We start from the raw sequence: 20,885 nt of genomic DNA, 5'->3' as shown, positions 1-20,885 counted from the left end.
CGTCCCGGCCGCCGACGAACTCGGCATCTACGCACCGGTTCTCACCACGTTCGTGCCCTTCGGCCCGCGCCGCTCGCTCTGGTCGGCGGCGCGTTCGGTGAACCGCCAACTCGACCGCAAGGTTCGTCAGCGGCGGCACCTCGCCACGGTCGCCGGGATGCGCTACGGCACCCCGAAGTCTCTCGAATCCGGCTGGCGCGTGGTGAAACTCATCGACCGCCGGGCCCCGTGGAATGTCTCGGTGACCAACCTCGGCCGCGTCGACTTCCCGCCCGCGCCGGGGGAGTGGCGCACCTGCGGCCTGTCCGTCGCCGCGGGCAACTCCTGTGTCAGCGCCCTCACCGTCGCCGTGGCCACCGCGCACGACGAAATGAGTCTCGAGTTCTGCTACGTGGACGGCGTGCTGTCCCCGGAGTCGGCCGAACGCTTCGCCGATCTGGTGCTTGCGACCCTCGCCGACCGGGTGGGGTAGCCAAGCCGCACCGCGACTTTCGCACAGGGTCGTAGCCCCGGTTCGGTGGCCCGGATCGCGGCGGCCCATGTGCGGCGGGCGCCGGTCCGCTTGCGCGGACGCGCCGGGAGACCGGCCGGGGCGGCGCTGTGCCGCCACCGTCCTCGTGCGTCCGGTGTGGTCGGCGCGCCCCCGCATCGGCGCGCCGTGTGTATCTGCCCGCTACGCCCAGCGGCGTCATGCTCGCGGTGTCACCCGCGCAGCAGCGCGCGCAGTGCCGCGCGATCGGGCTTGCGGGTGCGTCCGCCCACTGGGATCTCGTCGACCATCACGATCTCGTCGGGCAGCGCGGACGTGTCGATCAGCCGGGGCAATTCGCGTGCGAGCCGCGCCCGCACCGCCGTCGCGTCCCCGTCCGCCACCACGGCGAGCACGATCCGCTCGTCCCCGATCTCGTCGGGCAGTCCGACTATGATGGCCTGCCGCACGCCGGGCACCCGCGCGATCACGGGTTCGTACAGTCCGGGATAGATATTGGTCTTGCCGCGGATCATCATGTCCTTCTTGCGGCCGACCAGCACGATGGTGTCGCCGTCCATCCGCGCGAGATCGCCGGTGCGGACTTCCTTCAGCGGCGTTTCGCCGAGGTACCCGCGGCACAGGTTGGGTCCGGACAGGATCAGCTCACCATCGTCGGCCACCCGCGCGTCCACCCCGCTGACCGGTGCGCCCAGCGGATCGCCCGCACCGTCGTAGGCCAGCTTGGCCGCCCCGGTGGTGACCGCCACCGGCAGGATCTCGGTCATGCCGTAGATGGCGAGGAATTCGCAGCCGGGCAGCGCGGACCGCGCTCGGCGCAGCAGCGCGGTGGTCACCGGTGCCCCACCGAGCGACACCTCCCGCAGCGTGGGTGCCGCCAGCGTTCCGGATTCGATGGCGGTCAGCGCCACCGCCAGATCGGCGGGCGTGAAGAACGCGTGCGTCGCCGCATCCAGCCCACGGGTGAATTCGATCGGGTCGATATGCGTCCCGAAGCGCGGATAGCGCGGCAGCGACCACCGCGCCCCCGCCATGAGCGCGGGCAAACCCATCATCAGCTGCTCGGTGTGCAGATGTGCCCCCGGCCCGAGGCTGGACCGCCCCGCCATGGCGGCCAGCCCGGCTCCGAGCGAACCACGGGTGTGCACAACGGCTTTGGGATCATCGGTGGTGCCCGAGGTGAAGACGATCAGCGCATCGGTGTCGGGATCCAGCCGCCGCTCGGCACCCCTCGCACCTGGCTCCAGCAGCCGCCGCTCGGCACCCGTCGCACCTGGCTCCAGCAGCCGTCGCAGCGGCAGCGATCCGCCGGGCGTGCCCGGCAGCCGCGGTCCGCTGTGAATGTGCCGGACGCGCAGCCGCCCGAACGCGGGCAGCTCCAGCCCCTTGGCCCGCCCGACCCGGCGCAGCGGCCCGCTCAACAGGTAGAGCAGGGATTCGGTTGCCGCCCAAGTGGGTTCGACGACGCGCAGCCGCCGTGCGAACAGTTCCGGTCCTACTCCCGGGTCGACGAAGACGATGGTCCCCCCGGCCGCGATGGTGCCGAGGATGAGCGCCACCGCGTCCACGCACGGGCGGATGGAGAACAGCATCCGATCGCCGGGGCGAAAGCCATTGGCGTGCAACCGCTCCGCCACGCCGTCGATGAGCGCGACGAGCTCGCCGTAGCCGAGCGGTCGCGCACCGACCATACCCAGTGCCGGGGCGTCGGGATGTCGTCGCGCCTGCTCCCGCAGTAGTTCCAGGAAGTCACCGGGACCGTCGCTCACCGAATGTCCACCAATTCCGGCTTGTACCGGTGATCGGCGTACCAGGCGAGCGTCTTGCGGACACCCCACGCCCGCACCCGCCGATTGGAGCCGAAAACCCGCACGTCCCTGCGCAATCCGTACTCGGTGGTAATCATCCGCACGGCGTTCACCAGCGCCCGATCCTCGTGCAGCTCCTCGATGGCCGTGCGCGGAAATCCACCCGCCGCCTCGTACAGCTCGGCGGTGATGGCCATATTGCAGCCGGGCGTCATCACGTACGGCCCGAGGTAGCGCGGATCCTGATTCCCGGGCCGGAACTTGCCGAAGGTGGACGCCACCTCCAGCGCGAAGCGGATGACATTGCGGTCGACCCAGCTCACCCCCTCGTCGGTGCGGGGTATGAGCTGCCCGCTGATCAGCCGCAGCCCGGAGTCGAACCCCGCGTGGATGCGTGCGGTCCAGTCGGAGGCCGGTATGCAGTCGGCGTCCGTGCGTGCCAGCCGCACGGCTCCCGCGGCGATGGCGTGCCGCATGCCGGTGTCGGCCGCGGCTCCGGTGCCCTTCTGGGATTCGTCGATGATCTCGATGCGCATGTCCGGGTGCGCGGCGGCGAAGTCCTTCACCACCGCCGCGGTGCCGTCGGTGGAGTTGTTGTCCACCACGATCAGGGTGAAGTCGCGGTCGCGTTGGGCGGCGAGCGCGTCCAGGGTGGCCCCGATGCCGTATTCCTCGTTGTAGGCGGGCACGATCACCCAGAGTTTGCTCATGACCCCTCCCGTGGTCCGGCGACTGCGCCCCGATGCGAAACGCACTCTGGGGTGAAATCGCGTGCCGTCCGGTCGGCGTTATCCGTGCTCACCCACATGGTCGCGCATCTCACCCCAGTCGATAGGTGATGGCGGCGGCGGACGGCCCCGCACCCGCCGCCACGAACAGCATGGCCTGCTGCCCGTCGAGCATGCCTTCCTCGCGTGCGGTGAGATAGCCGACCGGCAGCGCGGAGGTGTGCGCGTCGCCCGCGGTGCTGTCGGCGCAGAGGGCTCCGGTGGGCAGGCCGAGTCGTTCGGCGAGCACTTCCGGGAAGTCGGGCGTGGGCCGCCCGCACACCAGCACGGTGCGGGTGATGTCGATATCGTCGACCTCCACCGCGGCCAGCGCCGCTTCCACGGCGTGCTGGAGCAGTTCGTCGACGGTGGTCGCCGTGCGGTCGACGACGATGGTGGAGCGTCCGGTGGTGCCCATGCGCGGCAGGTTCACGAATCCCACCGGTTGCGGCCGCTCCTCCGTCGCCCCGACGTGCAGGCTGCCGAATCCCGCCCGGCCGTCCGATTTCTCGAGCAGCAGTGCCGCCCCGACGGGCGTGATCGGGAATCCGTCGACGGGTTCGGCGGATCCGGACGGATGCGCGTCGCCGGAGACGATCAGCACCCGCCGCACCGCCGCCGATTCCACCAGCGCCTGGCTCACCTGCACGGCATTGAGCACTCCGCAGGCCCCGTTCATGAGGTCGAAGCTCAGGCACGGCACATCCCCGCTGGCGTACTCCAGTCCGATGCCCACCTGCTGCTGGATCAGCGCCGACATGGCGGGTTCCACCATATTGGCGTCCCGGTAGACGCCCACGTTGATGAGCGCGTCGATCTGGTCGGGCGTGGTCCCGGCCCGCTCGATGGCCTGTTTCGCGGCCAGCGCCGCCTGCTCGATGGAACTGCCGCGGCCCGAGACCGTGGCCACCGAGGAGATCGCGATGCCCATGGTCATCCCACCCGCAATTCGCCGAGGGTCACCGAGAGGAATCCGGCCACCACACCGGACGCGGCGGGCACCATCAGCACCTTCGCGCCGCCGGTGAGCAGCCCCTGTTTCAGCGCGTCGTGCAGTACCACGAAATGTGATGTGGACGCGGTATTTCCGTATTTGTCGAGCACCATCAATCCGGGTGGCATGGCGGCGTCGAATTCCCGTTCGGCGATCTTGTTGATCAATTCCACCGCGGGACCGCTGAATTGATGATGGATCACATAGTCGTATCCCTCGTCGCCGAACCCGCCGCCGCGCTCGCGCAGGAAATCATTCTGCCGAGTGGTCCACAGCAAATATCTGGCTTCGTTGTGCATGGCCCGGTTGTCCGTGTACAGCGCGATGCCGGGACTCCGGTCGCTGGGCATGCCGAGGCACAGGCCCGCGAAGGCGGCGCTGGTATTGAGTTCGATGTATTCGATGCCCTCGTCGGCCCCGCCGTCGGCGTCGAGCACCACCGCCGCGCCCGCGTCGCCGACGGTGAGCGAGGCGAACTGCGGATCGTATTTCTCCGACATCTCCCGCACGGCGGTATCGGCGATGGGGGTGATGTTCTCGCCGGACACCACCAGTCCGCGCCGCGCGATCCCGGCCCGAATCATCCTGTCCAACACCAGCACTCCGGTCAGCATGCCCGCGCAGGCATTGGAGACGTCGAAGTGCACGGCCCGGCGCGCGCCCAGTTCGTTGCGCAGCATGAGCGCGAAGGAGGGTTCGAGGGTGAAGTCGCCGTCGCGGATGCGGGTGATCGAACAGGAGATGATCACATCCAGATCCGCGGCGTCGTAGCGGGAATTCGCGAGCGCGTCGCGTGCGGCGTCGGCCGCGAGGGTGAACGAGTCCTCATTCGCACCGGCCGTGCGGCGGGCGCGCACGCCGCTCACCCGTTCCAGGTCGATGGGGTTGTCGATGGTCAGCTGCCGCATAAGCTCTGCGGTAGTCACTTCGTTGTCGGGCAGTGTCGATCCCACCGCTTCGATGCGCGATCTCACCATGTTCGGCTCCAGACAGTGATCGGTTGCGGGCGACCGTAGCAGTGTGTGTATTTCGGTTTTGAAAAATTCTCAGGTCAGATGTGTGATGTGAACGACATTGCACCCCGGGAGGATCGATGTTGGATACCGCCAAGCGCCACGAATTGGCTCTGCTCGCCGCCGGTCAGCCCTGGCTGCCCGCGCTGCTGCTCGCCGGCCGGCTGGCCCGCCCCATCCGCAAGGTGCCCAAGCTCGGCTGGTTCGTGGCGGACCCGGCGGTGGCCCGGCAGATCTACAACGATCACGCGCACTTCAGCATCGTCTCCGAGGGAGCCGCCGGGCACTGGTGGGCGCAGGTGATCGGCGACTGGGTGGAGGATCTCTTCGAGGGTCCCGGCCACACCGAGTTGCGCGACAAGGTCCGCGACCTGTTCACCGCCAGGCACACCGAAGACCTGGTCGAACGGGTGATCGGCCCGGCCCTGCGGGAGCTCGCGACGGACCTGGCCGCCGGTCGCACGGTCGATATCGCCGAACGCGCTCGGGTGCTGGTGGGCCGCAGCGTCTCCGATCTGGTCGGTATGGGACCGGCCGACATCGCCGCCCTGTTCACCGACGGCACCCTCGACGGCGATGCCGACGAGCCGTTCCGGGTGCTGTTCGAACATGTCGAGGAACTGGTGAATCTCGGCATCGGCACCATGGCGTCAACCACCCTTGATCCGGTAGCCCTGGATCGCGCCCGCACCCTGGCCGCCAAGCTGTCGGCCTCGGTCCCCGCCGCCTACGAGCGCGCCGACGGCAATACCACCCTGGGCCGCTGCCGAGAGCTGGGCCTCCCGGTCGAACACGCCTCGGGGCTGGCCATTCTCATGGCGGTGGCGGGTACGGACACCCTGGCCAGCGCCATGGGCCGAATGGTCGCGCTGCTGCACGACAGCGGCGAGCAGCACGCCCTGCTGGCCGCGCCGGACCGAGTGCCCGACGCGGTGCGCGAAACCCTGCGCGTCACCAGTCCCGCCTACCTGGTGGGCCGCTCGGTCACCGCCGATGTGGAGGTCGCCGGGCGTCGCCTCGTCGCGGGCGAGCATGTCAAGATCCTGACCTGGTCGATCAACAATGCCGTCGGCGATTTCCGGGTGCACCGCGACTATGTCCCGGAAACCCGTCAGCTCTGGTTCGGCGGCGGTCGGCACCTGTGCCTCGGCGCGCAGCTGGTGCACTCCGAGCTGTCGGCCCTGCTGCGCGCTCTCACCGCCGCCGGACGTCCCTTCGAGATCGTCGAAAGGCGTTATCGCCGAAAGGTATTCATCCCCACGTACGAAACCCTGCGCATCCGGCTGACCTGAACCCCAACTACCGCTCCGCATGTTGTACTCTGACTGTAGTGTTTTAATCCGGAGTGCATTTCGAACGGAGTGATGCCAGGTGGTGCGCACCAATCCCGAACGCCGACGGGCACTGCTGGACGGCGCGATCGAGGTCCTCGCCCGCGACGGCGCCCGCGGCCTCACCTTCCGTGCCGTCGACAAGGAGGCGGCGGTCCCGGCGGGCACCGCCTCCAACTACTTCACCAACCGCGACGACCTGCTCGTTCAGGTGGGCCACCGCTACTACGAGCGTCTGATACCCAGCGACGAGACCATGGCCAAGCTCACCCAGGCCCCGCGCACGAGGGAAACCATCACCGAGCTCATGACCGAAGTGGTCGACCGCATCACCAACTTCCGCACCGGCTATATCGCCCAGCTGGAACTGCGCCTGGAATCCACCCGTCGCCCCGAACTCCAGGCCCTGCTCACCGAACGGGTGCGCGCCGATATCGACTTCAATATTCGCAACCATCTCGACTCCGGTATGCCCGGCGACGAGGACACGGTGCTCCTGCTCTACCTCGCCCTCAACTGGCTCATTCTCGAACGCCTCACCCTCCCCGGCATTTTCGGCGAGCAACGGGCGCGCGAACTGGTCACCGTCGCGGTGGACCGGGCTATCGGCAACGACTGAATTCCTCGGGAATCAATCGCAACAGCCACCACGGCCGTGCGGGCAGCTCCGGGGTGTAGAGCCGCACCGCCATTCGGCTCACCCGCCGACTGCGCACGTCCCGGATATGCAGACTTTCCTCCGGAGAATCCGGCTCGGGTAATCCGCTGTTCCAGAGTTCTTCCCACTCCGGTGCGACCCGGCACCGTTCGATGACCTCCTCGACACTGCGGTCCGGGGTGATGATCGAGGTGAACATGCGCAGCCCGTGCTGGAGACGGTGCGCCTCCCGATGCCATTCGACCATGACGGTGCGCGCGTTCGGATCCAGGAACATCCATTCGACGAAGTTTCTTCCGGCCCGCATTCCCGGAAAAGTCCGCTGGTAGGCGGTATTCGCCGCGACGATGGTGAAGGTCGGCATGAGATAGAGGCTGGCCGGATGGTCGAGGCTGGCCAGATCGGCGAGGTCGCTCGGCGCGGGACCCGCGGATTCGCTGTGCGGCACCCGCCCGAACACGCTCGGCAGCACCAGTCCGAGGATATGTCTGCGATAGATCGGCGGCACGGCGAGCTCGTCGAACAGTACCTGCAGGGTGTTCAGCGTGGTGGTCCGAGTGCCCGCCTCGATCTTCTCGATGAGCGAGACCGATACGTTGGCGCGGGCGGCGAGCTGGGCCCGACTGAGTCCGGCATCCAGTCTGCGTTGGCGTAGGTATTCGCCGAACATGTTGTTGACCAACGGATATCACCTCTCGGTTGGCATCTCTCGGTTCCTGCCGCGGGTTCGCTCACGGATTGTGTGGATGGCGACCGTTGATCTCCCATCGCTTACCCCCGGATAATAGAACATATGTTCGAAGCTTAACGATTTAGGTGCCGTGACCTGCGTGTCGGAGGTCACGGCACCACCGTGGTCGGGGTGGAAGGCGGTCAGGTGGGCTGGTTGGATGTGTGTATCGGAAACCGAATCGGGTGGGCGATGACCGCGGCGGGGGTCGAGGTCGGTGAACTCGCGGGGTGTATGGGAGTTACGGACTCGGAGTGGACCGACCGAATGGCGGAACCGGCGTCGTTCACGCTCGCGGAGTTGATCCGAATGTCGGCTCCGTTGGGGTGCAACGCTTTCGAACTCTTACCCTTCCCTGGTTGTCCGTTGGTCGCGCCCGGTGAAGTGTGTTGTTGCACAAGGGGTACCGCGAATCCCGGGCAATCATGACCCGTGGGTAGTGTCGCGCGAGCGGGTAGCGAATCGCCGTGTAGCAGAGCGCCTTTGAAGTTCCTTTAGCTCGGCTATGGGTTATAAATACGTGGATTCCGGTGCGGCGGCTTGTTCCGGCCGGAATCGGCTCGAAGCTGAGCACTTGAAGGTAAGGGGAAACTGATCGTGGAAATTGGCTCGATGCCTGAGTTGATGGCGCAGGGTGCGTGCTCTGAAACGGCGTTGCGATCCGCCATCGGCGGCGATGCCGTCAACCGGGTCATCGATGGCAGTGCGACCGTCACCGACGTGCTGATCGCCGCCTGGGTGGGGAGGGCCGCCGATCCGGCCCAGACTCTTGTCGACTACGCGCGCTTTCACGTCGGGATACCGGTCGACGAGACCGGTAGGCCCAATGGCACGTGGTGTGCCTGACGCGCCACGGTGTGTCGTGGCCGCCGGATAGGCGACGGCCACGTATGTACGGGTGGATCGGGGTTCCGCGCCACCCGGTGAATCGAACCGGCCGGGAGCCTTCTCAGCGCGGCGGCTCGATGCCCTTCGTCGCGAGTGCTACGAACTCACGCATCGGTATCTCGAGCGCTTCGCAGAGCGCGAAGAGCTGATTCATATCCGGCGACCGCTCGCCGTTCTCGAACCGCTGGATGGTGCTGAGCCCCAGTCCGGTGCGGTCGGCGAGTTGCTGCCGGGAGAGGTGCTTGCGTGCGCGTGACGCCCGCAGCTCGTTGCCCACTGCGCGGTTGATCTCCGCGGCCGTCTCATTCAAGCCCATACGGACCATTCTGAAGTCCGAACGGAGTTGTCGCAACGACTTCGATCGTGGCGTAGGCGATGCCGTCATGATTCCTGCAAACTCCAAGGAAAATCCGTTCGGGGTTGCTACAGGTCCGAACGGAACATATTGTGCTCCGTATGGAACAGTTGGATGTGCTTGTTGCGGAGCAGGTGCGGCGCGTCGCGGCGCAGCTGGGTCGTGATAGCGACGACCTTGCTCGGTGTCTCGGCCTGTCGCGGGAGGAGTTGCGGCTGCTCCTGGCTGCGCGGCGATCCTTCACGCTGGAGCATTTGGTGCGGATCGCCGATGCTCTCGGCTGCTCGGTGGAGGAGCTGATTCCGGACGTCGAGGCGTCGGCTGAGTACCCCGGTGCGCGCGCCGAATGCCGTTCCATGGGTTGCGAAGCCAACCATTCGCACGGTGCGTGTGACATATGTCACGGCGCCGGACCCGCAGAGATTCCACTTACTCGCAACATTTCAGTTAACGCGCAGCATGCGCTCAGCGATGCCGTCGAAAGCCTCCCCCGCCTGACCGGATTCGACCCGTGGCGGTCGGCCGTGCCCGGCCTGCCCTACCTCTCCGGCGACGAACCGAATGCCGTCGCGGTCATCGTGATCCACGACCCGCGCGACGGCCGCGTGTGCAGCGCCACGCTCATCGCCTCCCCCGACGGATCCGCCGCGACCCGTTGACTGTCCCTCCCGCGGAGCCGCCGCTGTCCGGCGCGTTCCGTCGTCTCTCCCGTGGAGCCGCCGCTGACCGGCGCGTTCCGCTCTCCCTCGGAGCCGCCGCCGTCTGGCGTACTCCGTCTCCCTGCGTAAGCCGCCCTGTCCGGCGTCTTCCGTGATCGCCCCTGCCCGCTCAGCAGAAAGTCCACACCCGCCATGACCGAATCCTCCGAGAAGATCGACGTGCTCATCATGGGCGGCACCTGGAACCCTCACGGCGACGGCGTCACCACCGCCTTCGCGGCCGCGCTCGATCCCGCCCGCTTCACCCCGCGCATGATCCCCTATCCGGCCGACTACGGCCGCCAGGTCGCGTTCGCCGACAGTCTCGCGGCGGGGCGCCGCGCGCTGCTCGAGGCCATCGAGGCCACCCCGAACCGCGTGGTACTCGCCGGATACTCCCAGGGCGCGGCCATCGCCGGTGACGTGGCCGCCGACATCGGCAAGGGCCTCTGGCCCCACCTGGAGGTGGCCGCCTGCGCGCTGATCGCCGACCCGCTGCGCCCCGCCGGTCAATGCGTCGGCCCCGAACCCGGCGGCTACGGCATCGCAGGCCAACGCTGGATCCCTTTCGTCCCCGCGTATTGGGCTGCGGCACAAGGCGATCCGATCACCGCCCTACCGCCCGGCAATGCCCTGCGCCTGCTCGCCGACCTCTCCGAGTACTTCTGCCTCGCCGACCGCGAAGCCATGCTCCGCTGGGGCCAGAGCCTCTTCGAGATCGCCGTCCACAAACGCCTCCAACGCTGGTGGTCCCCCAAGAACTGGACCACCTGGACCGGCGTCCTCACCTACGCCCGCGGCTACCTCCTCGACGGCCGCCACACCGACGACTACATCCGCCTCGGCCACGCCGCCCGCCTGGCCGACACCATCAACCGAGAGGTGGCCTGACATGACCCCCGACCACCTCTATCTCTCCCACGACGCCATCCGCGAACTGGACCGCCTCCTGCGTGAAATCCCTGATCTCTCAGACGATCTCGCCGACGCCTTCGCCTGCCGCACCCGCCTCAACGGCCCCACCGAATACCGCCTCCAGCCCCGCTCCGCCACCCAACCCCTGCCCTACAACCCCGCCGCCTCGAAAGCCGCCGACCACCTACACGCCGTCCTGTCCTCCTGGACCCGCCTGATCTGCGAACAACGCGGCCTCCCCTACACCGCCGGAACTACGACCCCCGCCTTGGCCCGCTGGCTACACCGCAACCTCATTGCCTTCGCCATGACCGAAGGCGTCGAATCCGCCCCCGCCGAACTCGCGGCAGCTGTCGCCACCGCGACCCGAATCGTCTGCCCACCGGCCCGCGACCGCTCAATTGACGACGCCCAACTCGCGCAAGCCCGTCGCACGCGACTTAGCGCATCCGGAATCGCAACGCTTGCAAAGGAATTGAGCGGCGACTATCAGGGCCTCACCGTACGCAGAGTGCGAACGCTCCGAGACGCGGGCCGCATCGACCCGGTACCCGGCCCATGGTCCCCCGATCTGCCCGAGATGTTCGTCGTGGGCGAGGTGCTGGACGCTCACCTCGCCTACCCGGCACGCCGTAGCGTCGCGGCGTAACGGTGCCGCGGCATAACGGTTCAGAGATCGGCCAGGTCGTCGAACTCTCCAGCCTTGCAGCCCTGTAACCACGCGGTGAACTCAGCTCTGTCGAACGCTACGGTTCCTGCTTCGGGAGCGTTGCTATTGCGTATCAGCACAAGGTGTTTCGTCGCCGCGACCTCGACGCAAGTCTCTCGGTCGGTGAAGCTCGACTTGCGCCATGCGAGGTCATCCATTGGTACTCCAAGCGTCGGCCAGCCTGCGGATGAACGTACTGGACTCTCTCGGTGCCAAGGCTATCCGACACGCATGGTCGAACGATGCGACGAAGTAGGCGACCTCGTCGGGCTCGGATATGAAGTACCCGCCCCCGTATCCCTCGAGGTGCACTCGAGGCTTTCCCCATTGGTGGTCCATGATGACGAAATCGCCGAGCCGCCGGGCCGCGTACTGGCCCGCCTCATATGTCGCTACCCGTATGGTGACATTGGGCAATGCTGCCAGCTCAGTCATGGTAGCGAGCTGTTCAGCCATTACCGCGCGCCCTCCGAGTTGGAGTCGCAGCGCGGCTTCGGGCTGAATCACATCGACCTTCAGATCACCGCTCCGAATCCGCCGCTGCCGGTAGGCACGCTGCGCGACGGTTTCCTCGAGGAACGACGCCGACGGAGCGGTGAAGAACGCGTGGCGCACGATCTCGCGCGCATAGGCCGCCGTCTGGAACAGCCCGTAGACAGCGCGCGGCTCATGCGCACGAAGTTCAGTCGCCGACTGCTCCATTGCGAGATAGGTGTCCAGCCAGCTGGGCATCTCGTTGACCCGGAGCGGAAGATTGCTCAGCATCGCGTCCAGCTCGCTCATGCTGACGTCGAGCGCCTCGGCGTAGCGCACGCGCTGTGTGGGATGCGGCGTGCTCTCGTCGCGCTCCCACTTGCCGAGCGTGGTCCGATCGACACCGACCAGTTCGGCAACCTCCTCTTGTGTTCGGCCGGTCGCCTTTCGCGCGTCGATCAGCATATGGCGTCGCACAAACACATCATAGCCACCTCATATAAGCCGTGGACTCGCTTGCCGCGATCCCGCATTCTGAACTCGAGCACCCGACGCCGGGACGAATCCCGCGCCCACACAACAGCACTGACCGACGAGCCGCGGTCCGTGCGCCCGGCGTCGGGTGCTCCCTGCCCCCTGGAGGTCCCCATGGACTACACCCTGTCGGAACTGCTGGCAATGGCCGCCCACTCCGAACCCGACACCCCCTTCACCGTCGACCAGGCCCACGAAGCCATGCGCATGCACCGCGAATGCGCCGTCTACCACTGCCCGCGCAAGACCGCCGCCTTCGAAGCCCTGATCGAGGCCGGTCGCATCGTCCCCGACTCCTCCCGGAGGTACTGATGACCGCGTACCTGCTGTTCGCTATCGCATCAGCACTGATCTTCGGCACCGGCTATTGCGCGGGCCGACGCACCGTCCGACCCCGCCCGCAGGGCCGCCACCGCCACGACCCCGGCCAATCCAGCCAGATGCACGTGACTCAGCTCCTGGCCTCCGCCATGGTCCTGTAAACACTGATCTACCAGGAACTTTAAAGAAGTTTCGGATTCGGTGTTGACTTCCGGCCATGCTTAAGCCAAGCTTGGTGCAGCGCCAGAGCTGCGCCCACATCCCGGAAATCACCGGAAACCTGCGGTAGGAATCTCGATCCTCCGAACGGAACCCCCGAACGAAACTCCGTCGCCGCGTGCGACTTCCAAAGCGTTCCAGATTCAGGATCGGCACACCGCAGACCCCTAGCGTGCAGCGACCCTCTGCGCTATCACCCGTAGTCACGGGACCGCAGCTGCCACAGCGCATTTCACAAGTCGCTGGCCGCCGCACGCATCACCGATCGCGCCCTCGATCCCGCCTCCGGGATCGGGGGCGCGGTCATTGGAACACCCCTTCGAACCCGCGAGGACCCTCATGATTCTCGGCCTGTCCATCAATGAATGGATCACCATCGGCATGCTGATCGCCCAGCTGATCGCCGCCGTGGCCCCACTGATCCCGTAACCACCCGGGCCCTGCTTTCCAGAGCGGCACCGGGCCCCGCAGCACTCGTCGAAAGGAAACACCATGCGACTCAACAGGGTTCCCGAACCGGCTCTGGTGCGCTCCATCCTCGTAGCCATCTCCGGCGTAGCCGCCTACCTCCTGGGCCGCCAACTGAACACCGACTGGATCGACACCGCCCTCACCCTCTACGGCCTCCTCACTCCGGTCATAGCCGGGGCGGTGATCAGACCGGCCGTCACCCCGGTACTCCGGACGGACGGTGAGAGCTGAATGCAGTCATGGCTGAACCCAGAACTGGTACAGGCCATCGGAGTGGCGGTCGCGACCGTCATCGGCGCGGTAACCGCCTGGCAGGCAAGAGAAGTCGCGAAACTCCGTGAACGCGTCGCCGCCCTGGAAGACCAGGCCGCCAGCGACCACCTCCGCTTCCGCGACGCCATCCGCCTGATCCGAGCCCTCCAACGCCACATCGACGAACTACTCACGTTCCTGCGCCTGCACGTCCCCGGCCAGGAACCACCCCGGGCGAAATACCAGATCCCCGCCACCCTCGAAGAAGAGATCTGACGCCCCAACTGTGACGCCTTCGCGTCCAATTCCCATGCGGCAGGCCCCCGAAACCCTTCCACAGGTTACCGAGCGGGTTCAGAGCCCGCCGCATGCCCGCCCCCAGCGCGCCGCGTCTCCCGCAGGTGGTCCGCGGTAGCAGACGCCCGCCGCAGCGCAGGGGGCGCAATGGTCCCGCCCCCGGATCGCCCCTCACCTCCGGGGGCGGGACCCCACACCTCCGATTCCGAGCCCGAGCCGGCTCGCGATCCGTCATGCCCACATCCGGAAGGCCCCGAATTCCCATGTCCGACAAGGAAATCATCGACTCAGTCCACTTCGGCACCCAACCCCCGCCGCAGTCGAACTACGTGAAAACCGACACCGGCCAACTGGTCACCCCAGAATTCCTGTCCTTCCTCCAACACACCCTCACCGGCAAGCTCGCCGACCACCAGCCCGACACCGCCCTCGACCCCCAGGTCCGCGCCCTCGCCGAAGAACTCTCGGTCATCCACCTCCCGGAATGGCACAGCGAGGTAGGCCGAAAACTGGCCGACCCCACCGTAACCAGCATCAAACAAGCCACCCGAGTAGCCGAATACCTCGTCAAACGCGGCGTCCGTGTCCACCCCGAACTCGAGGAAATCCGCTGGACCCCCACCCCCGGCGGCCCGCCCGGAGCCTTCGACACCGGCATGCACATCACCAAGGACACCCAAGGCAACTGGCCCACCCCCGACCCCGAGTCCTACTACGACCTGGAACAAATCCAGGTCAAACAAACCGACGACGGCCTCTGGTGCGCCACCCACCCCCGCGGCCTGTCCGCCCAAGCCCCAACCAAGACCGACGCCTACGCGGGCATGGTCGAGCAGCTGCGACAGCGCATCGAACAAGCGCGCCTCAGCCGCCGCGAGGAGTGATCATGTCAGCCAAGCCCATCGATGATCCTGCTGCTTCGCGGGTCTTCAACTACTCGGTGCGGACGCCAAGAGATGCTGCCGCGACTTTCGCGAGAGTACTCAACGCTGAGGATCTGATGTCGACCGCAGCGTCAAGAGCCCATGAGTTCGCGCTCACGGACTTCATGTCCTCGGGGCCGTGGGGCCAACAAGTAGTTGAACGAGGCACTATCCAAAGCATCGCCGGCCCGCCGCCGATCCTGCGGAGGCCTGACGATGACCTTCCAGAGAAGGTCGAGAATCGAACTGCACCCTCGGTCTCGCGCGAGGACACGGTCCCGCCTCCAAATCCTGCCGGGCCGACCGTCTTCGAGCAAATGTATTCCGAACCGGAACCCGAACCCAGTACCCAAACTCCGACTGTGAAGGTCCCGGAATCCCTGGAAGAACTGGCCCTCCCCGGCTACGAGGCCCCTAGTCAACAAACGATGCTGTCGCAATTCTATGGGGAACTGGGTGCAGATGGTCCGACGTCTCCGGCCTCCAATGCGGGCCCGAAATCGCTGTTCCCAGAAATCGTTACAGCCGAGGGCTCTGTAGGTATTCCGGAACCACAGAAGTACGTAATTCCTTCTGCCATCACGGCTCCAAGGACGTGGTTTAGATCTGGAGTGGACGGATATGGCTTCAACTACTCTCAGGAGCAGTTGCGAAAGGACCTCGAAGCCTATACGAGAGGACCCCAACCCTGGGTTGGACCAGGTAATCCGTACTACCTGGCCAGGGAACGCCTCGTTAAGGCCCAGTATACGCCCGAGGAACAGTTCAACGACCTACTCTGGGCCTTCCGCGAGGCCGGCACGCACGAAGATCGAGTCAAGAAGTCCCAGGCAATTCAACGACTAGCGCAGATCGGGATTTTCCCTTACGAGAATCCAGCGATAAAGGATCATGTGGAGAGGATTCAGGGCTTCGGCAGGCTCACCGATCCATCACAGCCGGCTAAGAATGCGCCACCGCCCCCTGAGCGATCCAAACCTACCACCCTCGACATATATATGCGCAGTCGAGGCTACGTGCCCGCGGTTGTCGCTCCGTCGAATGATAAGACCGTAATAGAAGCATCTATCTCATTTGGTTCCGGACTCGTACGCCCAATTGTCGACAATGTAAAAGACACCGCAGCCCTGCTTGGAATCGGAGGTCCTGGAGCTGCGGAAGCCCGGCGAGAAGCCGTCAACGGTATCGGTGCCCTTATTGGACTCGGCCCTGCAGGCGGTCCTGGAGTCATCGATTCTTGGAAAGCGGGCGGAAAAGACTTTCTGGGATGGGACGAGTGGGCGCGAGGCGATTGGTACTACGCCCTCGGGATCGTCGTTTCGAACATCGGAACAACGATCGGCACCGGTGGTGTGGCGGCGGTTCCGAAAATCAACAAGGTCGCAAACAGCATCCCGGATGTCGATGGCCCGAAGACCAAACAGGATACACCGGATGTAGCTGCCGAGAACTCTAACCGCGCTCCCGCCGACCATCCCCAGGGTTCACCGGAGACTGACGAAAACGCCCAGTCGAAGGAACAGCATGCCCAGCCCGACGGTGAAGCCTCCCCGCAAGTTGGTCCAGGACGCTTCGAGGCCGAAGATCATGTGCGGCGGGATACAGCCCCGGATCAGGATGTGCATAGTGGCTCTAGCGTCGATGATGCAGCGGACACCCCTACGAACGCCGAACCCGTCCCAAGACCCAGTGTGCCGATAAGGTTAAACCTCGGAGCCGGGTTGAACCGTATGGAAGGAGCTGTGAACGCCGATCTCAAACCAAATTCAGAACTGGATGTCCGTCTGGATGCGAACCAGCTCCCCTTCCGGGAGGGTGTATTTGACGAGGTGCATTCAGTCAACCCATACGGATACAATCCCATAAACTCGGAGACTGTCAGGGTCCTCAAGCAGAATGGAATTGTGATCGTTACCGGAAGCCCGAAGAACAAATATATCAAGACGCCCGCAAATCTCGGCGAATTGGGGCTGCGCCTTGAATGGGAGGGTCCTATACTGCCCGTGCATGGATTCGGAGTTCAACGACTCTCTGACGGAACGCCTCTATCAACTACCGAGAACCACATTACTCGAGTATATCGAAAGATCTGAACTTTGTTTAAAGTATCGATGGATGAAATATTATCAGGACTGCTTGAGCGAATGGAAAGCGGCGATTTCTCGGAAACTCTAGATATGCTCCTGTGGAAATTTCAGGACAATGGTGGTGAAATGTTGGCGACGCTTAGGGTCTGGCTCACAGGTGACGACTTGGCTAAGATTGAAGCTGCACTGAATTTTAATGGTGGGTTTCTGTTCTCGACGCGAGACGATATGGAATCTGCTTTCGCTACTCTCACTGGTAGGTATCCTCATTTTAGAGACCGCACTGTCGAGATTCTTCGAGCCTGGGATGCCCGATTCGGGTAGCCCCGGTTTGTGCCACCTCGTGGGAATATTTGCAGACGATCCTGTATCCACCGATCAACCCGCCTAATTCACTTGACTATGAGTCCTCAAGTATCGAGAAAGGTTGGCTAGAGGAACTGAGAGAATAAACTGAGCGGTGGACGAACTTAATCGAATCGCTGCATCGAAGGCAGAGACATCGGGATCGGGAGTGACCACGTGGACGAAGCATTTTTGACATTCGTTCGTGTCGCCTTAGCGTCAGAGACGGTTATGGACTTCCCGACGATGCGCGAAGTCTCTCGGGGGACGTCCCATGAGTATGAAGGGAATATAAGAAAAGAGTTTGAAACATTGCTCCGTGAGCAGAACATATCGTGTCGAGACTGGTTCAATCTTACGGCTGTAGATTTTCCGGACCATGACCAGATGTATGCGTTCCTGCGTGAGCTTTACGAATATATCTACAACGGCGGTGAAGAGCCCTCGACTCTTACGGATCTGTGAGTATAGACGCCGAACGAGCGTTTAATGGACAGTACGGTGATGCATGTGATCGCTCCCAATCGAACGTATAACGGTTTCATGCCTAGGCACTTTGATGTCACAAGGGAGGAACATCGTGACAACCGTGGTTGCGCGCCATAGATTGCCCCAGTCTGAGGATCAATTTCTGATCGATGATCTGGGTTCTGCTGTCGATTCATTCCTCGTAGGCATCGCGGATTCGCCAATGCTGATTGAGCCCGCATTCTTGCTTTCCGTAGACTACTTTCGGTCATTGTGCTTAGTGGATGAGGACGCCGTATTGCCCGAGACGTTTGAAGCGGGGCTGATCTTCTGCAGAGCTTTTGGTTCGGACTGCGTGGCGATGGTTTGGCCGAGAAACTTGAAAGACCATAGTCTCGTCCTTCTCGGATGCGTCCGCCGCGACGGGAACCGAAGTAGAAACCTTTTGTATCCGCCAGTAGGCATGTTTCATGCTCTCTACTTCAAGGGATCCTCAGAGTTCAATGCAGCGCTGCTCGAGGCTCTCGAGCTTCACAGATTGTATTGGCATTTGAATCCCGATGGCCAGGATGATCGTTTGGGTTCGGTTTCGTTGCCTGCACTAGCGTTTGCGATCATGGCTCATGATGAGGGCGTGCCGATCGAAGTTGCTTCTGGATACCTTCCCAAGAACTTCGTCAACGATTCATGGCCCGAGGTTTTCAATTCGTGAATTCATTTTGATGCCTAGCGTCACGCTGGTGAGACTAAGGTCTGTCTGGCCATGTATGGGTTGAGTAACACCAGCTTGTAGAGGTCAGCTCCTGGTGAAGTGTACAATCTGGAGCGTAGATTGTCGGCACTTATGAGCCGGATCGCGCCTCAGGTAGCTGAGTACAGTCAAACTTTCGAGTACAGTCACCGACCAGCAACCGCCGGCTGGAGAGTTGCCGGTGAAGAGCGGATCCCTAAGCGGTATCATCTCGGATATAGGCTCCCAACTGACGAGCAATGGCGCGAAAGGCGTGCAATTGACAATGAGTAGCGCCGGCGATGCTTCGATCGAGCGTCAACGGCTCATGACAGAAATTATCGATCATGTGCGTGCACAAGCCCCCCGTAATTGGCGTCAGATTGACTTGACCTATATTGCAGTTGGCCGTGCTATCGAGATGAAAATCGGCGTCGATACAGCAGATGGTCCGATGCCTGGCATTGGTGGTCCAATAGATATTCCTCGTGCAGTGGACCAACTACGTGATCTGATGTACATACCAGACAAAGGCACGTGGTTCACCATGAGTGTACGCATCTCATCGAGTGGTGATGTTTCGACGAAGTTTGGGTACAGTGAACCGGAAGAGGATACGCTAGCTGGATTTGACCTCCAGGAGGATCTTGATATCTATCCACGTGAGGAAGTACCTGAGTGGATGCGACGTCTGTTATCTTCCCAAGATTCCGAGAACCTCCTTTCGATACAGGAACCAGATGTATCGGCGCAATCTTTTGCAGCTCCGAATGCTCCGGCAGTAGACCGCGCCGTTGCGGCGGAGATTGCATCGCGGTTCATTCCTGATGAGGTTGGAATGCGTTATATTAAGTCGGTTGCGCAGATCCCAGTCCTAAATGAACCTGCAATGATATTCAGAGAGATACTCGAAAATGGGTTCGAGCATAGAAAGGTAGAGATCTATCCGGATGGTCGAGTTGGTCTCGCTGGCGGCCTTATTTATACTGACCTCACTTCGTTAGAAGATGATCCGATTCCGTCCTTGGATGAACTTGATCGTGCCTGGGGCACGTTTTCGGCGGAGATATCGCCGGTAGAATTTCAAACTGAGTGGATCGCGTCGGGCGGCTGGACTGAGTCGGAATGATTTAGACTGAGGTGATCTCACCAAGGTGGGCTCACAGGTTTCGGCAGTGTGATGGAAGTCCTTGGGAGACACGCTGATTGGGTGCTGGATATGGAACGTCGAGTCGGGCTACATGCCCAAGTACCTTTTAAATGGTGCATGGGTAGGCGAATTTGAAACATAGTCCTGATTGGCCGATAGCTTTGAACCGCCCGGCTATAGCATCCAGTTGAACTGGAATATGCAGGACAAGGGTGCTGGCGTCATGACTCACCCTGTGGAGCATCTAAGTTGGATGCCTCGGCTTTCAGGGGTCGCATCTTGTCGAGTCGGGAGTAGTACAGCTGCTGAATTCGGGTTGGGTACTTACGCACGATGAAACTTAGTGGACGGGTTGAAAAAAGTAAATCTCTTCAGGAGCTTGAAGGGACGTGCTGGCCGGAATTGAGAGAATTCCCTTCCGAGCTAGTTGCTGACGTCTATCGGCTTCGCGAGATGCCGATTGGGGAATTGAACCCGACGGCGCTCGCCAGGCTGATTGGGCAGGAGATCGGGCTTCGATGGTTGATCCCCGTCGCACTAGATCATCTGAGTGAGACAGTTCCTGATGAGAGAGCGGGCGGATTCTATGATGAGGATCTACTCACCGCAGTTGTCACGTGTAGCCTGGAGTTCTGGCAGGATCATCCCGAGTGGGCCAAGTCTCTCGCGAAAACGACTCGCGACCTGAGTGAAATTGGTCCCTATTTGGTTGAGGATGTAGCAAGATTTATTGAATTCTCCGCTCGTCTAGGGCTCAATGATAGTGAATGAGCTTCAATTTGAATGGAATTGGTTATGTCCGAACGTATAGAGTTCTCTGATATTGAAAGCTGTCTCGTCGACCTCTTGACCGCTCAGTTTGCGGCCCTGCCGGATACCGCTCAAGTAGTCACGACAGTGCCCGACCCGAAGCCCGCCCGCATGGTGCGGGTCGCTCGGAACGACCGCAAGCCTCGGCTGGACGTCGAGGACAGGGAGGGCCGTCGTGGCGCTCACCTGATCCTCGATCGTCCTCGGGTGGTCTTCGAGTGCACCGATGACGCCGGTGGCGCGGCCGAGCTGGCCGCGCTGGTGCGCGGGATCGTGAATGCCGCCGCACCCGGGTACATCGGCACCGCGTGGTGTGACCACATCGAGGATGCCGGCCTGGAAAACGACACCGACCCGGTGACCGCCGCTCCGCGGTACACGCTTGTCACCGACCTGATCGTGCGAGGAAGAGTCCTCGCGTGACTCCCCCGACAACGCGGGAGTAACA

General features: G+C 63.3%; 26 protein-coding genes. 18 read left to right on the top strand and 8 right to left on the bottom strand.

Annotated features, from left to right (window positions below; genetic code table 11):
* The coding region (locus tag QK444_RS04495; RefSeq protein ID WP_282777337.1) for a hypothetical protein at positions 1-472 on the top strand (472 nt) is incomplete at its 5' end.
* 230 nt (positions 473-702) lie between these two features.
* Here QK444_RS04495 and QK444_RS04490 read toward each other — a convergent pair.
* The 4 genes from QK444_RS04490 to QK444_RS04475 all read right to left on the bottom strand — a co-directional run bounded on the left by QK444_RS04490 (position 703) and on the right by QK444_RS04475 (position 4,967).
* Positions 703-2,259: a class I adenylate-forming enzyme family protein gene (locus tag QK444_RS04490; protein ID WP_282777335.1), complete on the bottom strand. Its 1,557-nt coding sequence runs from the start codon at positions 2,257-2,259 to the stop codon at positions 703-705.
* Entirely contained in the window at positions 2,256-3,008 is a 753-nt protein-coding gene (locus QK444_RS04485; RefSeq protein ID WP_282777333.1) for a glycosyltransferase, read from the bottom strand. The genes QK444_RS04490 and QK444_RS04485 overlap by 4 nt, the downstream gene beginning before the upstream one ends.
* 109 nt (positions 3,009-3,117) lie before the next feature.
* Positions 3,118-4,002 carry a hypothetical protein gene (locus QK444_RS04480; protein ID WP_282777331.1) on the bottom strand — a complete coding sequence of 295 codons (885 nt, stop codon included), beginning with the start codon at positions 4,000-4,002 and terminating at the stop codon, positions 3,118-3,120.
* A complete protein-coding gene (locus QK444_RS04475; protein WP_306357017.1) occupies positions 3,999-4,967 on the bottom strand; it encodes a 3-oxoacyl-[acyl-carrier-protein] synthase III C-terminal domain-containing protein in 969 nt (322 codons plus the stop codon). Before QK444_RS04475 ends, QK444_RS04480 begins: the two co-directional genes overlap by 4 nt.
* 185 nt (positions 4,968-5,152) lie before the next feature.
* Here QK444_RS04475 and QK444_RS04470 point away from each other — a divergent pair, with 185 nt between their 5' ends.
* The gene (locus tag QK444_RS04470; protein WP_282777327.1) at positions 5,153-6,364 is read left to right on the top strand and encodes a cytochrome P450; all 1,212 of its coding nucleotides are present in this window, start codon (positions 5,153-5,155) and stop codon (positions 6,362-6,364) included.
* A gap of 79 nt (positions 6,365-6,443) precedes the next feature.
* Complete coding sequence (locus tag QK444_RS04465) at positions 6,444-7,022, top strand: TetR/AcrR family transcriptional regulator (protein ID WP_282777325.1); 579 nt, start codon at positions 6,444-6,446, stop codon at positions 7,020-7,022.
* Here the strand turns inward: QK444_RS04465 and QK444_RS04460 are convergent.
* Entirely contained in the window at positions 7,006-7,743 is a 738-nt protein-coding gene (locus QK444_RS04460; protein WP_282777323.1) for a helix-turn-helix domain-containing protein, read from the bottom strand. The two genes, QK444_RS04465 and QK444_RS04460, sit on opposite strands and share 17 nt — an antisense overlap.
* Positions 7,744-8,388: 645 nt before the next feature.
* Here QK444_RS04460 and QK444_RS04455 point away from each other — a divergent pair.
* Positions 8,389-8,637 (top strand): hypothetical protein, encoded by a 249-nt coding sequence (locus QK444_RS04455; RefSeq protein ID WP_282777321.1) that lies wholly within the window; start codon positions 8,389-8,391, stop codon positions 8,635-8,637.
* A 103-nt stretch (positions 8,638-8,740) separates the two neighbouring features.
* Here the strand turns inward: QK444_RS04455 and QK444_RS04450 are convergent, their stop codons facing one another.
* Positions 8,741-8,995: a helix-turn-helix transcriptional regulator gene (locus QK444_RS04450; protein WP_282777319.1), complete on the bottom strand. Its 255-nt coding sequence runs from the start codon at positions 8,993-8,995 to the stop codon at positions 8,741-8,743.
* A 140-nt stretch (positions 8,996-9,135) separates the two neighbouring features.
* Here QK444_RS04450 and QK444_RS04445 point away from each other — a divergent pair, with 140 nt between their 5' ends.
* The 3 genes from QK444_RS04445 to QK444_RS04435 all read left to right on the top strand — a co-directional run bounded on the left by QK444_RS04445 (position 9,136) and on the right by QK444_RS04435 (position 11,296).
* A complete protein-coding gene (locus tag QK444_RS04445) occupies positions 9,136-9,693 on the top strand; it encodes a helix-turn-helix domain-containing protein (protein WP_282777317.1) in 558 nt (185 codons plus the stop codon).
* A 192-nt stretch (positions 9,694-9,885) separates the two neighbouring features.
* On the top strand, positions 9,886-10,623 hold the full coding sequence (locus QK444_RS04440; RefSeq protein ID WP_282777315.1) for a PE-PPE domain-containing protein: 738 nt from the start codon (positions 9,886-9,888) through the stop codon (positions 10,621-10,623).
* Position 10,624: 1 nt separating this feature from the next.
* Positions 10,625-11,296 (top strand): hypothetical protein, encoded by a 672-nt coding sequence (locus tag QK444_RS04435; RefSeq protein ID WP_282777313.1) that lies wholly within the window; start codon positions 10,625-10,627, stop codon positions 11,294-11,296.
* A gap of 20 nt (positions 11,297-11,316) precedes the next feature.
* Here the strand turns inward: QK444_RS04435 and QK444_RS04430 are convergent, their stop codons facing one another.
* Both QK444_RS04430 and QK444_RS04425 read right to left on the bottom strand, forming a co-directional pair.
* Positions 11,317-11,514 carry a DUF397 domain-containing protein gene (locus QK444_RS04430; RefSeq protein ID WP_282777311.1) on the bottom strand — a complete coding sequence of 66 codons (198 nt, stop codon included), beginning with the start codon at positions 11,512-11,514 and terminating at the stop codon, positions 11,317-11,319.
* Complete coding sequence (locus QK444_RS04425; RefSeq protein WP_282777310.1) at positions 11,507-12,307, bottom strand: helix-turn-helix transcriptional regulator; 801 nt, start codon at positions 12,305-12,307, stop codon at positions 11,507-11,509. Before QK444_RS04425 ends, QK444_RS04430 begins: the two co-directional genes overlap by 8 nt.
* Before the next feature lie 171 nt (positions 12,308-12,478).
* On the opposite strand from QK444_RS04425, the gene QK444_RS04420 reads away from it, so the two are divergent.
* The 11 genes from QK444_RS04420 (at position 12,479) to QK444_RS04370 (ending at position 20,860) form a co-directional block, all read left to right on the top strand.
* A complete protein-coding gene (locus tag QK444_RS04420) occupies positions 12,479-12,676 on the top strand; it encodes a hypothetical protein (protein ID WP_282777308.1) in 198 nt (65 codons plus the stop codon).
* Positions 12,676-12,846 carry a hypothetical protein gene (locus tag QK444_RS04415; protein WP_282777306.1) on the top strand — a complete coding sequence of 57 codons (171 nt, stop codon included), beginning with the start codon at positions 12,676-12,678 and terminating at the stop codon, positions 12,844-12,846. The genes QK444_RS04420 and QK444_RS04415 overlap by 1 nt, the downstream gene beginning before the upstream one ends.
* Before the next feature lie 550 nt (positions 12,847-13,396).
* Positions 13,397-13,606, top strand: a complete 210-nt coding sequence (locus QK444_RS04410; protein WP_282777304.1) for a hypothetical protein — start codon at positions 13,397-13,399, stop codon at positions 13,604-13,606.
* Positions 13,607-13,903, top strand: coding sequence for a hypothetical protein (locus QK444_RS04405; RefSeq protein ID WP_143983727.1), 297 nt, complete (start codon positions 13,607-13,609; stop codon positions 13,901-13,903). It begins immediately after the preceding gene.
* Positions 13,904-14,187: 284 nt separating this feature from the next.
* Positions 14,188-14,808, top strand: coding sequence for a hypothetical protein (locus QK444_RS04400; protein WP_282777302.1), 621 nt, complete (start codon positions 14,188-14,190; stop codon positions 14,806-14,808).
* A gap of 2 nt (positions 14,809-14,810) precedes the next feature.
* Positions 14,811-16,940 (top strand): hypothetical protein, encoded by a 2,130-nt coding sequence (locus tag QK444_RS04395; RefSeq protein ID WP_282777300.1) that lies wholly within the window; start codon positions 14,811-14,813, stop codon positions 16,938-16,940.
* A gap of 516 nt (positions 16,941-17,456) precedes the next feature.
* Entirely contained in the window at positions 17,457-17,744 is a 288-nt protein-coding gene (locus tag QK444_RS04390; RefSeq protein ID WP_282777298.1) for a hypothetical protein, read from the top strand.
* 115 nt (positions 17,745-17,859) lie between these two features.
* On the top strand, positions 17,860-18,459 hold the full coding sequence (locus QK444_RS04385; RefSeq protein WP_282777296.1) for an immunity 49 family protein: 600 nt from the start codon (positions 17,860-17,862) through the stop codon (positions 18,457-18,459).
* A gap of 220 nt (positions 18,460-18,679) precedes the next feature.
* On the top strand, positions 18,680-19,606 hold the full coding sequence (locus QK444_RS04380) for a hypothetical protein (protein ID WP_282777294.1): 927 nt from the start codon (positions 18,680-18,682) through the stop codon (positions 19,604-19,606).
* Positions 19,607-19,960: 354 nt separating this feature from the next.
* Positions 19,961-20,398, top strand: coding sequence for a contact-dependent growth inhibition system immunity protein (locus QK444_RS04375; RefSeq protein ID WP_282777292.1), 438 nt, complete (start codon positions 19,961-19,963; stop codon positions 20,396-20,398).
* A 12-nt stretch (positions 20,399-20,410) separates the two neighbouring features.
* Positions 20,411-20,860, top strand: coding sequence for a hypothetical protein (locus QK444_RS04370; protein ID WP_282777291.1), 450 nt, complete (start codon positions 20,411-20,413; stop codon positions 20,858-20,860).
* The last annotated feature ends 25 nt before the right edge of the window (positions 20,861-20,885 follow it).

It is taken from the genome of Nocardia sp. CC201C (assembly GCF_030010695.1).
Classification (GTDB): Bacteria; Actinomycetota; Actinomycetes; order Mycobacteriales; family Mycobacteriaceae; genus Nocardia; species Nocardia otitidiscaviarum.
This window is presented reverse-complemented; position numbering and strand designations above follow the sequence as displayed.